Raw genomic sequence first — 15784 nt, forward strand, 5'->3', positions numbered from 1 at the left:
TCCGCATCGTTCAGCCCTTTACCGCGCAGTCGTAAGGCCCGGAGCCGCCGCCCGGCTTGCAGCCGGCCGCCACCACCCGCCAGCCACCCGGGAAGGCGGCCAGGAAGACCGTGTCATCGGCCAGGCGGACCTGTTCCCATTGGCCGTAGACGTGCACGCCGCGTGCGGCGCCGGGCGCCGGCAGGCTCTCCTCGAGGACGGCGTCCTCGCACCTCGGGCCGGGCGAGTCCGCCAGTTCGGCGGCGGTCTCGGGCGCGAGCAGCGCGCAGGCGGCGGCGCCGTCGCCTGCGGCGACCGCCTGCAGCAGCCTCGTCGCCACGTCGGTGGCCGCGTCCCCGCGGCGGTCCACAGAGCCGCAGCCTGCGGCCAGCAGCGCCGATAGAGGCGCGGCGAGTATCCGTACCTGGATCACGGTTGGTGATTCCCGAGCGGGCCGCTTCACGCATGACACTCGCGTCCGGATCGGCCGCTCGCCACTCGACGGAGGCAACTGCGCGACCCGGGGCGGCGACGGCGGTTGGAGCGACAGGAATCGGGGCGGCAGCAGGACGTGGCTGAGCGACTGCCGATGTTCTGATCGAGTTGGGCGCCGGCACCGGTCACTACATAGAAGGCAAGCGCCGTGGTCACGGGTGCGTCGAAGGAAGACCACAGCACCAGTCCGCGGACCACCACCGAGGACACACATTGGCCGTTTCGAACCGATACAGTGCACTTTATGCCCAGTTCCGGCTCCTCTCGGCGTCCCAAGCGGATGTTGTCGCGCGGTCGGCGTGCCAGGTCGGCGGCCGGGGAACGTGATCGCCGGTCCGCGCGCAAAGAGTCCGCAGGGTCGATCTCGTCCCTCCTGACTCCCCTGACCGCGGTGTGCGCGCTTGTGATCTCCGGCGTGACCGTCGCCGTGAACTACCAGGCGACGGCCAAGGCGCACAACCTGACGACCCAGGCGCAGTTGATCACCCGGTACAACAGCGCGGTGGAGCAACTCGGGAGCGCCAGTCCCGCGAGCAGGACCGGTGCGGTCTACGCGCTCGGCAGGTTGGCACTCGATTCGCCTTACGATCGGACGGTCATCGTCGAGCTGCTGAACAACTACGTGCTGTCCAGCATCGGACCGCGTGCCATCGGCTATGAGGCCTGCGCGAAAGCCCATCCACCGCCGGTGGAGATCAATGCGGCATTGAAGGTCCTGCTCAACACCCTACAGCCGAAGCGAATGTCGGGCGATAAGCCGCTCGATTTGAGCGGCTCTTGTCTCGTAGAAGTGGAACTGCCCGGTGCCGATCTGCGGTGCGTTATCTTCGACAACGTCATTACGCATGGCGCGAGTTTCGAAAGGGCCAACTTCACGGGGGCCAACATGCAGCAAGCGGAATTAATGGAATCATCATTCGATGGAGCCAATTTCACGCAAGCCGACCTCACTGAAGCCAAGTTCGGAGTCAGCGGCGATATCGCCTCGTCAGAGATGGCTCGCACCGTCTTCCGGGAAGCGGATCTCACCAAGGCCGAACTCGTTGAGGTCGACCTGTCCGACGCGGACTTCACCCTGGCGGTGCTGAACGGCACGAACCTATCGAAAAGCAAATTCGCTGGAGCTATAATGGCGACCCACCTTGACAAGGCCGTGAACCTGCCACCGAATATCGACCGTTCGGTCGCACTCCCTGCGCCCCTGCCGCCATCAGCATCGTCGCCGTCTGCTCCGGAGTGTCGCGAGTAGCTGCGCTCCAGTTCGGACGAATCCCGGCGAATCGCTCTAACCGTCGATAGGATGTTGTCGACGGGGCTGCTCAGCCTGTTTGTCAAAAATATCTGTGGGAGCAGAAGTGAAATCCGAGAAAGAACCCTTGCCTGGTCCTGATCCTGATACTGATACTGAGTCTTCTGCTGACGTGCCGTCGAAAGCGTATTTTACAGGCGATCATGTCCCTAAAAATTCTTACTGGAAGCCTGAATGCAAGAAGGCAGCAAAGCGCATGGAGAAGGGCATAATTGAAGCCTGCGCCGCCGGCCATCACGAAAGGTGGTACCCATCGCATCGCTAGGGTCGGCCCTTTCGTTGCGGGTGTCCACCGAGCTGATCTGAGCAATGCGAAAGTGGTGACCGGTGCGGCGCCGTCGCGGCGTTCACCGAACTCGCCACCATAATCACGGAGTGTTTCCGGTGTGACTCTCCCCGAGCGGTCGAGTAGCACGGAGAGAGTTGACGGGGTCATGCGGCAGTGCGATCTTCGGCCATTGATACTGGTTCGCGGCTTCGGCGGACTGGATGTCGGTGATGTACAGGCGAGCGGGTACCAGGGCTTCAACGACGGCACCGTCTACCCCGAACGCCGCGGCGACAACTACATCTATGAGGGCTTCGTCCTGCGTGCCATCAAGGCGGACTGCTACTCCTACAGGGATGCCACGAACGTCGTGGGCTACTACCCCGAGGAAGTCTCCGCCGTCCCGCCGGACGCCTTCGGCTTCGACGCCTCGATCCTCGAGGGGACAGTGGCCATGGACCCGACGGTCGGCGCGCGGGTTCTCCAAGGTGGCGTCGCGGGGACGATGTGGGTGTATCGCTACTACGATCTCCGGCCAAGGACGATGCAGCGTTACGGCGCCGGGCTCGCCCGCCTCATCGACATCATCGCGAAGTGCGCGGCGAGCCGGGGCGAGCAGTTCGGCGGCGTGGACATCGTGGCGCACAGCATGGGCGGCCTCGTCGTTAACGCCGCGCTCAAGAACATGGCCGAGGCCGGCCTCGAGGTGGGCGGCCTGGTGCACCGCATCGTCACTCTCGGCACCCCACACCGCGGCATCGCCTTCGACCTGCTGCCACGCTGGTTGGGCGACGTCGTCCCCGGTATACGCGACGCGGCCAACGAGATCGCGGCGTTCGACCCACACAGCACCGCGTTCCTCGACGTCGCCTCGTGGTTCGACCCGCAGCGCATCTTGACCGTCGTCGGCACCGACTCCCGCAGCTATGGCGTACGGATAGCCTCTCTGGGCAACCGCCTGGCCAGTCTGTTCGACGAGGGGTCGCTCGTGAACAACCGCAGCGACGGTCTTGTCAAGCAATCGTCGGCTCAGCGGCCGGGCTCGCCGCGTACCTTCGTGCACAAGTGCCACGGCGGCCACGACTCGCTGGTGACCTCCCGCGAGGCGTACGAGATAGCGATGCGCTTCTTTCATGGCACGCATCGGGTGTCTCTTTGGCTCGACGAAGCCGATGTGAGCCGCGGCGGAGACAATATCGGTCAGAGCGAGTTCTATCTGGGAGTGTCGATCAAGCCGCTCTACGTCGACTTCGAGCTGTTCCACCAGAGCGCCGAGGCGGAGAACTGCTACGGGCCGTTTCACGATCGGCATCTCGACGATCCGCTCCCCGATCTGGACACCGAACTCCGGCGGCCGCTGGCGGCGTCCGGCGACCGGACGAACGTGTGGGCGGGCCCGGACCGGCTGGTCTGGCAGGGATGGCTGGACGCCCATTTGGCCGCCTCCGGTGACCCGGTCTTCCGTATCGACATCTACGTCGGTGAGCGGGACGCATTCGGAATCGGGTTCTCCGACAACGTGGTGTTCCGCAAACAATATTACGTGCAGGCCGTCCTCGGCCCGGGCCCGATGAAGCTGTACGTGCACAGCGGCGAGCGGTTCCTGGGGTCGAAGGAACCGGCGGGCGCCGCCGAACTCGAGCGCATCGCGGAGGATTCCGCGACCGCGCTGGTCCAGCGGGCACAGCCGAGCGGCCGAGCCGATGAGTGGACATTCCGCACGCAGGGCGCCGCGTTCGCCGCCACCTGGCGGGTCGCCATGACCGCCGAGCCGAGCGACGGGAATTCATAAGAACCGACCCGCGCCGAAAATCAAAGGGGAGTGCCCGCATGATGTTCGGCCCTCGAATGGACCGTTCAAATGCAGCATGCCTTGCAAAGCAGTGCGGGTGACGCCGCAATTTCCGCCCACATCTCCAATTAATGCGCCTCATTGAATGTCACGCCCTCGTCGCAAAGCGCCCCGATATGGTGGCCTCGAGGGGTGAAATCCAATTGCCCGCGGAGTTGTGCCCGTGCCCCTTCCGGGCGCCGATTTCCTCGGAGGACTCGTACGTGACACAACAATCTTATCGGTGCCGGCGTACCCTCACGGCATTCTTCGCCTCGGGTGTGATCGTCGGCGCGGCGACGCTGAACGGTCTCATCCCCGCGAACGCCCTACCCGTCCCCGTCCCCGGCCCGGCCCCCGTCGCCGAGGCGGCCGTCCCCAAGGAATCGCGGGTGGACGGGCTCGACTCGCACGACGCCGACCTGCTGGCCCAGGCCGAGGGCGACGACGTCACATTGATGATGTCCACCTATTCCGGCACGGCGGACGACGTCGCCGGGCAGGTCGAGAGCCTCGGCGGCACGGTCACTTGGCGCGAGGAAAAGATCGGCTACGTGCTGGCCTCGGTGCCGATCGCCCAAGTGGCCGAGGCTGCGAAGTTGTCCGGTGTGTCCGCTTTGGACCTGGACGAGGAGATCGAGTTGCCGGACCCCGAACTCACCGGCGGCCCTGCAGAGGGCGGTCCGCTTCCCGGCCCCGGTGCGAGCACCCCGGCCGCGAACCCGTACCTGCCGACGGACGAGATCGGCTCCGTCGAGTTCAAGAGGAAGCACCCGGACTGGGATGGGCGTGACGTCACGATCGGCATCGTGGACAGCGGTGTCGACCTGGACCACCCGGCGCTCCGGCGGACCACGGAGGGCCACCGCAAAATCGTCGACTGGGTCACCGCGACCGACCCGGTGACCTCCGGCGACCGCTCCTGGCGGCCGATGAACAAGGAGGTGGTCGGCCCGACGTTCACGTACCTCGGCCAAACCTGGACTGCGCCGGAGGGCACCTGGAGGATCAACCGCTTCGCCGAGGACATCACTTTCACGGGCCCGGCACAGGGCGACGTCAACCGCGACGGGGACATCGATGATGTGTGGGGCATCCTCTACGACCCGGAGCACCACGGCATCCGGGTGGACACCAACCAGAACCGTGACTTCACCGACGACGCCGTGATGCAACCGTACGGGCAGAAGTACGATGTCGGTCACTTCGGCACCGACGACGCGGACACCCCCGTCGTCGAGAGCATGCCGTTCGTCGTCGAGTACCGCGAGGACGTCGACGCGACGATGCGGGGCCTCGGCACCGTCGACTTCGTCAACATCGGCATTCCCTACGACTCGCACGGCACGCACGTCGCCGGCATCGCCGCCGCCAACGACATGATGGGCAACCTCGACCTCGACGGCCAGGCACCCGGCGCGCAGATCGTTTCCTCCCGGGTCTGTTCGTGGGGCAAGCGCTGCTCCCTGGCCGCGCTGACCACCGCAGTGGTCGACCTGGTCGTCAACAGGCACGTCGACGTAGTCAACATGTCGATCAGTAACCTGCCCGCGCGGAACGACGGCAACGACGTCAACGACGTCCTCGCTCAGGTCTGCAACGAGCTGATCCAAGAGAAGGGCGTGCACTTCTTCTTCTCGGCCGGCAACGACGGCCCGGGTGTGAACACGGTCGGCTACCCGTCGGTCGCATCCGACGTCGTCAGCGTGGCGGCAAGCGTCAGTATGGAGACCGGGCGTGCCAACTACGGCTGGTATGCGAAGAAGGGGCAGACGCTCCTGAACCTCTCCTCCCGTGGCCCGCGCGAGGACGGCGGCTTCAAGCCCAACCTCACCGCGCCCGGCTCGGCCGTCTCCACGATCAACACCTGGCTGCCCGGGCCGAGCGGCGGCTACCAGCTACCGGTCGGCTACGCGATGAAGCTCGGCACGTCGATGGCGACCCCGCAGGCCGCCGGCGGCGCGGCCCTGCTGCTGTCGGCCGGCAAGCAGGAGGACGAGGGACTAAGTATCACCCCGGCAAAGCTGCGGCGGGCGCTCTATTCCTCCGCAGAAGAGATCGAGGGCGTTCCGGTCGCAGCTCAGGGCAACGGGGTGATGGACGTCCAACGCGCCTGGTTGCTGCTGAAGCACAAGTCTATGAAGGCGTTGAGTACCTACATCTCGTCGGCGCCGGTCTGTACTCCGTTCTCGGGCGGCTTCGCGACGCCTGGGCAGGGCGTGGGCATCCACAATCGGTGCGCGGTCGGCGAGGGTGGCCACAAAGCCGGTCAGCTCAAGACCTACAAGGTCAAGCTCACCCGTACGTCGAAAGGAGGCTCCCCGGGGTGGCACGACCTGAGCGTGGTCGGTGACAACACTTTCCAAGTTGATGACAGGGTTCTGCTGCCGCAGGGCAAGCAGGTGACCGTGGAGGTGAGGGTCACCCCGAGAGTCGGCCTGAACAGCGCGATCATCAAGGTCGACGACCCGGAGACGAAGATCACCGACTTCGAGGTGCTGAACACGGTCGTCGGCGAGGTCGAGCTGAAGAAACCCACATACGAGTTCGAGGGAGTGGGCGAGGTCGAGAGAGGCTCGTCGACCTCGCATTTCCTCGCCGTGCCGGAGAGTGCGACCGCGCTGCAGGTGAATCTCTCCGGGATCGCGACCGGATCGCGGATGCGCTGGATCGCGATCAACCCTTGGGGAGTCCCCGCCGATAGCACGGCCCTTGAGGCCTGCTACACCAACGTCGACGGCACCTGCGACCCGCATGACCGGGTGTACGAGAACCCGATACCCGGTGTCTGGGAACTCGAGGTGGAGACCCGGAACGACTCGCCGGTGGAAAGTAACGACTACAAGCTGACCGCCAAGGTGCAGGGTGTGAAGGTGGACCTGGCGACTGCCGCGCCGGGCAGTGCCACCGTCGGCACGGCAACGCCGGTCACCTGGTCGGTCAGGAACGACTTCGGCCCGCTCAAGCTCACCGCCAAGAACACCATGCTGGGCAGCGCGCGCTCCGAGCGGCCGATCATCAAGGACGGAAAGCCCCGGCTGCACACCATCGAGGTGCCTTCGGGCGCGCGGCGGCTGGACGTGACGATCGGAAACGTCCGCGACCCGGCCGACCTGGACCTGAAGGTCAGATCCGGGAAGCTGGTCTGGATTTCGGCGGACGGCGACTCGGAGGAGTCCGTGTCGATCACGTACCCGCCGCCGGGCACGTACACGGTCAAGGTCTCCGGCTATGGGGTGCCCTCGGCCGGCACGCAGTACGACTACCGGGACGTGTACCTCACCCCAGCGCTCGGAGGGAGCACCGTGCGTACAAAGGAGCTCACCCTCGCGAGCGGTGAAACAAAGTCGGTCGAGGCCTCGATCATCCCGAGGTCGGTACCGGCCGGCGGGCGCAGCCTGTTCGGCGAGGTGTCGCTGGTCACGGACAAGGGCGCGGTCGTCGGCCGCGGCACCGTCACGATCGGCGAGGTCCAATAGCGGGACGCGACGAGCCCGCTGCCGGATGTACCGGGGCGGGCTCGTAGCCGTCCGGCCTACTGAGTTCTCGCCGTCGCCGGCGTCGATCCCTTCCGTCCCGGTCCGAAATGATCGTCCATGGGCGCATCAGGTCGTCGTCCTCGTGTTCGAGGATGTGGCAGTGGTGTACGTATGTCGCCGGTAGCACGGTGCCGCTGCCCGGGATCGACGCGATCGTGGCCGTCGGCGGGCTGAACTCGCGGATGAGGATCCTGGTCACCGTCTCCGGATACGACTTGACGGTGTCCTTGTAGGACCGTGCCTCGTCCGGGTCCGGCGGAATCGGCGGGCCGGTGAAGAAGTTCGCCAGCACCGGCCGGTCCTGCGGCCTGCGGCCGCCGTGGATCCACTTCTCGTAGTCTGCCTGGTAGCCGGCCGCGTCGATCGGCTGCCTGTTCAACACCTGGAAGTTGACGAGGTGGACGTGCATGGGGTGCGCGTCGTGGTTCGGATTGATGTACTCCCAGATCTCCGCCGAGCCCGCCTTGATGAAGTCCTGTGACGGCTCCATGAACGGCACCGCGTTGAACGTCATGGTGCCGAAGAGCTTGTGCTGGTACAGGACCCACTCACGGCGGCGGGTGTGCGGTTGCGGCTCGGCGGGTGCGAGCGCCGGCAGTTTGAGTCTCCTGGGCGGCGTCGTCCGGTCCGCGCCGTCGGACAACCGCCGGGTGACCTGGAACTGCATCACCTCCGAGAGCTCCGGTCCGGCGCCGCCGGGGTAGTGGACCGGCGCGTTGTAGTTGGTCAGCGTGACGTTCGTGCCGATGGGCATCCGGCTGAAGTCGACGATCAGGTCGTACCGCTCGGCCGGCGCGATCAGGAAGTTCAGCATCGGCAGCGGGGCGCGGAAGCCGCCGTCGGTGCCGATCAGCCAGAACGGAAGGACGGGCTGGGGCAGCGCGTCCCTGGGGACGTCGAACCTCAGGCGCCAGAAACGCTCGTTCGAGGCGTTGAGAATGCGCAGCCGGTAGCGTCGCGGCTCGACCGCCAGGAAGGGGTACGCCTTCCCGTTGACGACCGGGGTGTCCTCGCCTTCCCGCTGGGTCATGGTGTACGCGAGCGAGCCGTCGGGGTGGAAGGTCCGGTCCTGCAGGATCAGGGGGTACCTCGAATTCGCCGGCGGGCAGCCCGAGCCGCTCGTCGGCGGGGTCACGGACGAGGTAGAGGCCGGCGAGTCCGGCATAGACGTTGACGCTTGTCATCCCCATGCCGTGATCGTGGTACCAGAGCATGGACGAACGGTCGGCGTTGGTGTGCGCGGAGATCGCCTCGTTGGGTTCGACCCGGCCCGGGTCCAGCGTGGTGTACGACCCGGCGTGCAGGCCGTCCGGGCTGAACGAGTGCAGCGGCATGCCGTCGGACTGCGGTGCGGTGAAGCGGGAGATATGTGTAGAGCGGACTCGGTGCCGGTCATTGCGAGGGGTCGAGTGCCGCGAGGTTGGCGCGGACGGCGTCGGCGGCCGGAACGCCGAGGCCGGTGTAGAGGGTGAGCGCCTGGTGCCAGTGCCGGCGGGCCGGCTCCGTGTCGCCGGCGGTGTGGTGCACGCTCGCGATTCCGGCGTGGGCGCGGGCCCGCTCGTGGACGGTGTCGGTGCCCGCGGTCAGGGCGAGCACGGCGGTGTGCAGCTCGCGTGCGCGGTCCGGCTGTCCGGCGGCATGCAGGGTCTCGGCGAGGCCGTTGAGCGCCGAGCCCTCCCCGGTGCGGTTGCCGATCCTGCGGAAGAGGTCGATCGACTGCTGGTAGTGGTCGGTCGCCTCGTCGTAGCGGCCCTGCTGCCGGTGTACGAGGGCGAGCTCGTTCAGGGCGTCGGCCTCGCCGAGGCGGTTGCCGATCTCGCGGTCCAGGGCGAGGGCCTGCCGGAGGTGATCGATCGCCTGTTCCGGCCGGCCCTGCCGCGCGTGGATGGCTCCCAGCCGCTCGAGCTGCATCGCCTCCCCGAGCGGGTCGCGGAGCTCGCGGTAGAGGGCGAGCGCCTTGCGGGAGTGGTCGGTCGCCTCGTCGTAGCGGCCCTGCTGGCGGTGGACGATGCCGAGGGTGTCCAGCGCGTCCGCCTGGCCGAGGCGGTTCCCGGTCTCCAGGAAGATGGCCAGCCCCTGCCGCGTGCAGCGCACGGCCTGTTCGTGGTGTCCCCACCGGCAGTAGGCGTAGCCGAGGTTGTTCAGCGCGCGGGCCTCACCGGCCCGGTGGCCGATCAGGCGGAAGTTCAGGAGGGCGTGCCGGAGCTCTTCGACGGCCTCCGCGTGGCGGCCCAGCCCGTCGAGGCTGGTGCCGAGGTTGGCCAGGGCGTGCGCCTCGGCGGCCAGGTCGCCGCAGCGGCCGGCGGCGTCGCGGGTGTGTGCGTGGACGGTCAGGGCGTCGGCGAAGTGGCCACCGAAGTCGAGGTACAGCGCCAGGGTCGCGGAGAGGCGCCCGGTGTAGCCCGGCCGGCCGTGGGTGGCGGTGTAGGCGCAGGTGGCGACCAGGTTGGTGCGTTCGGCGTCCAGCCAGGTCCGGGCGGCGACGGGATCGGTGACCGCGGCGGCCGGCGAGCCGGCGGGCGGTACGCGCGGCCGCTGGAACTCCCCGGCCGGGAACAGGGCGTCCATCGCGGCGGCGGCGGTGGCGAGATAGTGGTCGAACAGGCCGTTCAGGGCGGTACGCCGCGCGTCGTCGGAGTCCCGCGTGCAGGCCAGGTCGGCGGCGTAGGCCCGCATCAGGTCGTGGAACCGGTACCGCCCCGGTACGGCCTGGATGAGTAGGTGGGCGTCGAGGAGCTCCTCCAGGATCCGGCCGGCCGGTTCGAGGGGGTGGCCGGTGAGCGCGGCGGCGGCGTAGGGGTCGGTGTCGGCGCCGGGATGCAGGCCCAGGCGGCGGAACATCCGCTGCTGCTCGCCGGTGAGGTCGTCGTAGGACAGAGTGAACGCGGCCGCCACGCCGCGTTCGCCGTCGTCGAGCCGGCCGAGCCGGTGGTGCCGGTCGGCGAGGCGGTCGGCGAGGTGCGCCACGGTCCAGGCGGGGCGGGCGCGCAGCCGGGCGGCGGCGATGCGGACGGCGAGGGGCAGCCGCCCGCACAGCTGGACGACCTGCTCGACGGCGCCGGGCCGTCCGGCGGCGCGGCCGGGTCCGGCGATCCTGGTGAACAGGGTGACCGCGTCGGCGACCGGCATGCTGTCCAGCGACAGGGGCCGGGCATCGTCCAGGGCGGTCAGCCGGCGCCGGCTGGTGACCAGGACCAGGCAGCCGGGCTCGGCGGGAAGCAGCGGGCGGACCTGTCCGGCGGTGCGGGCGTTGTCCAGCACGATCAGCATCCGGCGGCCGGCCAGCCGGCTGCGGTACAGCGCCGCCCGGTCGTCGACGTCGGCCGGGATCTGCTCGCCCGGTACCCCCAGGGCGCGCAACAGCCGCTCGAGCGCCTGCCCGGGCTCGACCAGGGCGACGGCGCGGGTGTAGCCGTGCAGGTCGAGGAAGAGGCACCCGTCGGGGAACCGGTCGCGGAGCCGGTGCGCGGCGTGCACCGCGAGGGCCGTCTTGCCGATGCCGCCCATTCCGTCCACGGCGCAGATCACCACCACCCCGCCGGCGTGGTCGCCGGGCGCGGTGCCGGGAACGAGGCTCAGCAGGTGGGCGAGCTCGGCGCGGCGGCCGGTGAAGTTCCCCGTGTCGGCCGGTAGCTGCGCCAACGGCCGGCGCGTCCCGGCCGGTGCGGGGGTGGGTGCCCGGCCGTGCAGCACCACCCGGTACGCCTCTTCGAGGGCGTCGGTGGGGTCCACCCCGAGCCGGTCGGTCAGGTGGGCGCGGGTGCGCTGGTAGGCGGCGATCGCCTCGTCGCGGCGCCCCGCGGCGTGCAGGGCGCGGATGAGCAGCGTGGCCATGCGTTCCCGGCCGGGATGCCCGGCGGCCGCCGCCGCGAGCAGGTCGACGACCTCGTCCGGGCCGCCGCGGGTGAGCAGGACGGCGGCGAGGTCCTCGGTCGCGGCCAGGCGCAGGTCGCCCATCCGGTCCCGGACGGGGTCCAGCGACCGCGCGGCGAGGTCGGCGAGGGCCGGCCCCCGCCACAGCGCCAGCGCGAGGCGCAGCAGCTCGGCCGCGTCCGCGTGGTCGGCGGCCTGGCCGGCCGCCCGGGCCCGGGTGACCAGATCACGGAACCGGTGCCAGTCCACGATGGCCGGGTCCACCTCGAGGAGATAGCCGGGCGTGCGGGCGACCAGCCGGACCTGCCCGCCGAATCCCGCCTTGCGGAACGCCGTCCGCAGCCGCGAGACGTAGTCGGTGACCAGGCGGTCGATCGTCGCCGGCGGGTCGTCGGCGCTGTCGCCCCAGGCCAGCCTGACGATGTCCGACCGGCTGACCACGGTGTTCGCGTGGAACGCGAGCACGGCGAGCACGGTGCGCTGCTTGGACCCCAACGCCAGCGGGCGCCCGGCATGCCGGACGTCGACGTCGCCGAGCAGCCGGAACTCGATCATCACAAGCCCCACGTCGCGTGGCAGGGACCGACACATCGTGTCATCCCCCGGACACGACGCCAACCCGGGTCAATCTCCGGTGCGCTCCGCGGAGTCGCTACGGGATCGCTACGGCGCCGCTCGGACCTCCCGCCCCGACCCTGTGGTCGCGGGTCGAACCGCGCACCTTCCGGTCGCTGCTACGAGAAACGGCGGAGAGATGACCACCTTCTACGATCACGACGGCATCCGTATCACCGAGCGGTGGCTGTCCATCGGCGGCCACCGTTGCCGGGTCGGCCACCTGCGCAACCTGCGGGTGGCGCGGGGACGAGGCGACCGCACCGCCCGGCGTCTGGCGTGCGCGGCCACGGTTTCGCTGCTCGTCGTCGCCGCGACCGTGCGGCACGTCCCGCTGCCGGTCTCGGTGCTCAGCACGGCCGTCCTGGTGGTGTTGCCGGCCGTGGCCACCGTTGTCCGCGCGCGGCTGGTCCGCCCGGCGTACCTGCTGCTGGCCGACTACCGGGGCACCACGGTGCGGCTCTACGAGACCAGGGACGAGACCGAGTTCGGCAAGGTCGGCCGCGCGTTGGCGCGTGCGGCGACCTGTGCCCGACCCGAACCCGATCGCGACGATCAGGTGGTGGCCGGTGCCAGACGGCCGGTGCCGGCGAGACCGGCCACGTCGATCTCGGCGTGACAGCGGACCGGCTGGAGATCCAGGACGAGGTCGCCGGTCAGCAGGACGGTGCCGTTGCCGGCGGCGAAGTCCGCGGACGTCCAGTCGCTGACCGCCGCGTCGACGCGGACCCCGATCTCGGTGCCGCCCGAGGCGCCCGGGAACCGCAGGTGCACGTACCCGGCCGTGAGGCTCTCCTGGAATCGGACGGCGGTGTTCTCCGGTCGCCCGCAGACCTGCACCGGCTGATCGACGGCCAGCCGCAGGACCGGGTCCGGCCCGTCGAGGTACTGCTCGGGCGCCGCGGCGCCGTCGGTGCTGGTGGACATGGATGACCTCCGTGTTGTCGGAACGGGTGCGCGCCGCGGATCAGGCGCCGGCTGTGGATCGGCTGAGCCGCGGCACGGCCTCCACGTCGCCGGGTCCCCCCGATGCCCGGCGAGCGCGGTCGCGCCTCCGCCGCCCGACATCCGCCCGGCTGTCGGCGAGAGCACGCCATGGCCGTCATGCAGAGGCATGTCGAGCCACCTCACATCCGAGAAGGGGAGTGGTCCCGGGCGGTGGCCGGTGCCGCCGCTCGAAATGACACACCCCAATCTCGCCCGTGGCACCGGCCACCACCAGGAGGCCGACAGGCAGTTGACCGGCAGATCACCGGTGGTCGACGGCCACCGCGACGTCCGGCGGGGCGTCGTCGGCCGTGGAGTGGCCGGCGACGCCGTGACGCGGGTTCCGGCCGTCGTCACGCGGCCGGCCGGCCGTGGGGTCGAGCTCGGCGCCGAGCCTCGTGCCGTACAGGGCGATCCAGAGGTCGGGGGGCGCCCACTTCGTCATCCGTGCCCTCATCGGCCGTTCCTCTCCGGTTCCTTCGAACGGGCCCGGTTCGGGCCCGCGATCGAAAGCTAGAGAGCTCCGATGGACCCGGACTGGAGCCGGACTGGAACCGGCGAACGGTCAGCGGTGCGTCGTCCCGGACGCCTGCCGCCGGTCGATGATCGAGCGGATGTCCTCGGCCTCCGGCGCGCCGATCTCGGCGTAGCGGCTCCAGGCCTGCGCCCAGTGCTGCCCGGCCGCGTCCGCGTCGCCGAGCAGCTCGGCCACCCGGGCCAGGCCGGCGTGCGCCCGGCCCCACTCGTACCGGTCGCCGATCTCGATCGCCAGGGTGAGCGCCGCCAGGTGCTCCTCCCGGCCGGGCCCCGGTCGCCCGGCGGCGGTGAGCACCTCGCCGAGGCTGTTGGTGGCCCGGGTCTCGCCGGCCCGCTCGCCGAGCTGCTGGAAGATCTCCAGCGCCTCGCGCAGGACGACGGTGTCTTGGGTGACCGCGCCCAGGCCGTCGAGCGCCAGCGCCGTGCCGGCGCGTTCGTTGGTACGCCGGAAGATCGCCAGCGCCTCGCGGTGGCAGCGGACCGCCCGCCGCCCGTCGCGCTGCCGTGCGGCCACGTCGCCGAGGCTGACCAGGGCGTACCCCTCGCCGACCGGATCGCCGATGCGGCGGCAGATCCGGACCGCCTCGCTCAGGTAGGCGGCCGCCGGCTCGTCGCGGCCCTGGCGCCGGTACACCTGTCCGAGGTTGCCGAGGGCACGCGCCTCCGCCGCCTGGTCGCCGGTGAGCCGGCACAGCGCCAGCGCCTCCTGCAGCCGTTCGGCGGCCTCGTCGTACCGGCCCCGCCACTGGTCGACGTGGCCGAGGTTGCCGAGCGCCCGCGCCTCCGCAGCGTGGTCGCCGCACTCCCGGGCCAGCCCGACCGCCCGCCGCAGCAGCCCGTCCGCCTGCTCGTAGTGGCCCTGCTGCACGTCCATGACCGCCACATTGGTCAGCAGCTGCGCCTCGGCGGCGGCATCGCCGGACAGCCGGGCGGCGCGCACCGCGTGCTCGTGCATGGCGACCGCCTCGGGGTAGTGGCCGCCGCTCTCCAGGTACCGCAGCAGGGTGAGGGTGAGGTGCACGGCGTGCGCGGGCCGGTCATGGGTGGCCGCGTGGGACACCAGGGCCACCAGATTGGCGCGTTCGCGGTCCAGCCAGGCCTGTGCGCTGCCGCCGTCCCCGACCGGCGGTACCGGCGACTCCGGCCGCCCGACCCGGGCCCGCCGGTGCTGCTCAGCCGGGTAGAGCGTGTCCATCGCCTCGGCCGCGGTGAACAGCGTCGCGTCGAAGAGGCGGTCGAGGGCGGCGTCCCCGGCGCCGTCGCCGAGCTCCGCGCACAGGTTGACCGCGTACGCCCGCAGCAGGTCGTGCAGCGTGAACCGGCCGGTGGCGGCGTGCTGGATCAGGTGGGCGCGGGCGAGGGCCTCGAGGAGCTCGCGGGCCTCGGTGACGCCGGTGCCGAGCAGCGCCGCGGCCGCGTACGCGGTCACGTCCGGCCCGGGGGCCAGGCCGAGCAGCCGGAAGGCGCGCGCCGCCTCCGGCGGGAGCTGCCGGTAGGACCAGGAGAACACGGCGCGGACCCCGGTCTGCGGGTCTCCGCCGGCGTTCAGCAGCTCCAGCCGGCGGCCCTCGTCGGCGAGCTCGGCCACCAGGTCCCGCAGCGGCACCCCGGGTCTCCCGGCCGCCAGCTCGGCGGCGACCCGCAGCGCCAGCGGCAGACGGGCGCACCGGCCGATCAGGTCGTCGGCGGCCGCGGGATCCTCGCGCACCCGGTCGCCGATCAGCCCGGTGATCAGGGTCAGCGCCTCGGCGCGGTGCAGCAGCGGCACGACGAGCCGCCCGGCGCCGTGCCGGGCGACCAGGCCCGGCAGGGTGTCCCGGCTGGTGACCACCACCGCGCAGGCGGGCGTGCCGGGCAGCAACGGCCGCAGCTGGTCGACCGACGCGGCGTTGTCCAGCACGATCAGCACCCGGCGGCCGTCCAGCAGGCTCCGGTACGCGGCGGCCCGCTCGTCCCGGGCGGCCGGGATGTCGCCGCCGGGCATTCCCAGCGCCCGGAGGAACCCGGCGAGCGCGTCCTCGGGCGTCATCGGCTGCTCGGTGTCGTACCCGCGCAGGTTCACGTACAGCTGGCCGTCGGGGAACCGGGAGCGGGCCCGATGCGCCCACCGCACCGCCAGCGCGGTCTTGCCGACGCCCGCCATGCCCGAGACCGCGGAGATGACCACCGCGGTGTGCTGCCCGTCGTCGTCCGCGAGGAGCCGGTCGAGGGCGGCGAGTTCCTCCTCGCGCCCGGTGAAGCCCGGCACGTCGGCCGGCAGTTGAGCCGGCGGGCCGTCAGGTGAAACGTCAGCTCAGCTGACGTTCAAACGGACGTAGACCTGCTCGCCGCCGCTGCCGTCGCCTTCGAGC

9 protein-coding genes and 1 pseudogene are annotated in these 15784 nt (G+C 70.3%); 4 read left to right on the top strand and 6 right to left on the bottom strand.

Going from position 1 to position 15784, the window contains the following annotated elements; all coding sequences use genetic code 11:
* Positions 1 to 10: 10 nt before the first annotated feature.
* Positions 11 to 349, bottom strand: coding sequence for a hypothetical protein (locus tag AB0B58_RS02290; protein WP_360216055.1), 339 nt, complete (start codon positions 347 to 349; stop codon positions 11 to 13).
* A gap of 540 nt (positions 350 to 889) precedes the next feature.
* Here AB0B58_RS02290 and AB0B58_RS02295 point away from each other — a divergent pair.
* The 3 genes from AB0B58_RS02295 to AB0B58_RS02305 all read left to right on the top strand — a co-directional run bounded on the left by AB0B58_RS02295 (position 890) and on the right by AB0B58_RS02305 (position 7361).
* On the top strand, positions 890 to 1723 hold the full coding sequence (locus AB0B58_RS02295; protein WP_360216058.1) for a pentapeptide repeat-containing protein: 834 nt from the start codon (positions 890 to 892) through the stop codon (positions 1721 to 1723).
* A 494-nt stretch (positions 1724 to 2217) separates the two neighbouring features.
* The gene (locus tag AB0B58_RS02300; protein WP_360216061.1) at positions 2218 to 3843 is read left to right on the top strand and encodes a hypothetical protein; all 1626 of its coding nucleotides are present in this window, start codon (positions 2218 to 2220) and stop codon (positions 3841 to 3843) included.
* A gap of 131 nt (positions 3844 to 3974) precedes the next feature.
* Positions 3975 to 7361: a S8 family serine peptidase gene (locus tag AB0B58_RS02305; RefSeq protein ID WP_360216064.1), complete on the top strand. Its 3387-nt coding sequence runs from the start codon at positions 3975 to 3977 to the stop codon at positions 7359 to 7361.
* Here AB0B58_RS02305 and AB0B58_RS02310 read toward each other — a convergent pair.
* Both AB0B58_RS02310 and AB0B58_RS02315 read right to left on the bottom strand, forming a co-directional pair.
* The gene (locus AB0B58_RS02310) at positions 7339 to 8556 is read right to left on the bottom strand and encodes a multicopper oxidase domain-containing protein (protein WP_360216067.1); all 1218 of its coding nucleotides are present in this window, start codon (positions 8554 to 8556) and stop codon (positions 7339 to 7341) included. The two genes, AB0B58_RS02305 and AB0B58_RS02310, sit on opposite strands and share 23 nt — an antisense overlap.
* A 257-nt stretch (positions 8557 to 8813) precedes the next feature.
* A complete protein-coding gene (locus AB0B58_RS02315) occupies positions 8814 to 11849 on the bottom strand; it encodes a tetratricopeptide repeat protein (RefSeq protein WP_360216070.1) in 3036 nt (1011 codons plus the stop codon).
* Positions 11850 to 12048: 199 nt separating this feature from the next.
* Here AB0B58_RS02315 and AB0B58_RS02320 point away from each other — a divergent pair, with 199 nt between their 5' ends.
* Positions 12049 to 12528: a DUF6232 family protein gene (locus AB0B58_RS02320; RefSeq protein ID WP_360216073.1), complete on the top strand. Its 480-nt coding sequence runs from the start codon at positions 12049 to 12051 to the stop codon at positions 12526 to 12528.
* Here the strand turns inward: AB0B58_RS02320 and AB0B58_RS02325 are convergent.
* The 3 genes and pseudogenes from AB0B58_RS02325 to AB0B58_RS02335 form a co-directional block, all read right to left on the bottom strand.
* Positions 12465 to 12836: a hypothetical protein gene (locus AB0B58_RS02325; RefSeq protein WP_360216076.1), complete on the bottom strand. Its 372-nt coding sequence runs from the start codon at positions 12834 to 12836 to the stop codon at positions 12465 to 12467. The genes AB0B58_RS02320 and AB0B58_RS02325 overlap by 64 nt on opposite strands.
* 322 nt (positions 12837 to 13158) lie before the next feature.
* Entirely contained in the window at positions 13159 to 13353 is a 195-nt protein-coding gene (locus AB0B58_RS02330) for a hypothetical protein (RefSeq protein ID WP_360216079.1), read from the bottom strand.
* Between the two features lie 108 nt (positions 13354 to 13461).
* A pseudogene (locus AB0B58_RS02335) lies at positions 13462 to 15702 on the bottom strand (tetratricopeptide repeat protein); the annotation flags it as partial.
* Positions 15703 to 15784 lie beyond the last annotated feature (82 nt).

The organism is Actinoplanes sp. NPDC049118 (genome assembly GCF_040648555.1).
Lineage (GTDB): Bacteria > Actinomycetota > Actinomycetes > Mycobacteriales > Micromonosporaceae > Actinoplanes.

What these genes read in the sequence shown, in the direction of transcription:
- AB0B58_RS02300 (WP_360216061.1), top strand. Translation starts at nt 2,218, where the DNA reads ATGCGGCAGTGCGATCTTCGGCCATTGATACTGGTTCGCGGCTTCGGC.
- AB0B58_RS02305 (WP_360216064.1), top strand. Translation starts at nt 3,975, where the DNA reads ATGCGCCTCATTGAATGTCACGCCCTCGTCGCAAAGCGCCCCGATATG.
- AB0B58_RS02315 (WP_360216070.1), bottom strand. Translation starts at nt 11,849, where the DNA reads ATGATCGAGTTCCGGCTGCTCGGCGACGTCGACGTCCGGCATGCCGGG.
- AB0B58_RS02320 (WP_360216073.1), top strand. Translation starts at nt 12,049, where the DNA reads ATGACCACCTTCTACGATCACGACGGCATCCGTATCACCGAGCGGTGG.
- AB0B58_RS02325 (WP_360216076.1), bottom strand. Translation starts at nt 12,836, where the DNA reads ATGTCCACCAGCACCGACGGCGCCGCGGCGCCCGAGCAGTACCTCGAC.
- AB0B58_RS02330 (WP_360216079.1), bottom strand. Translation starts at nt 13,353, where the DNA reads ATGAGGGCACGGATGACGAAGTGGGCGCCCCCCGACCTCTGGATCGCC.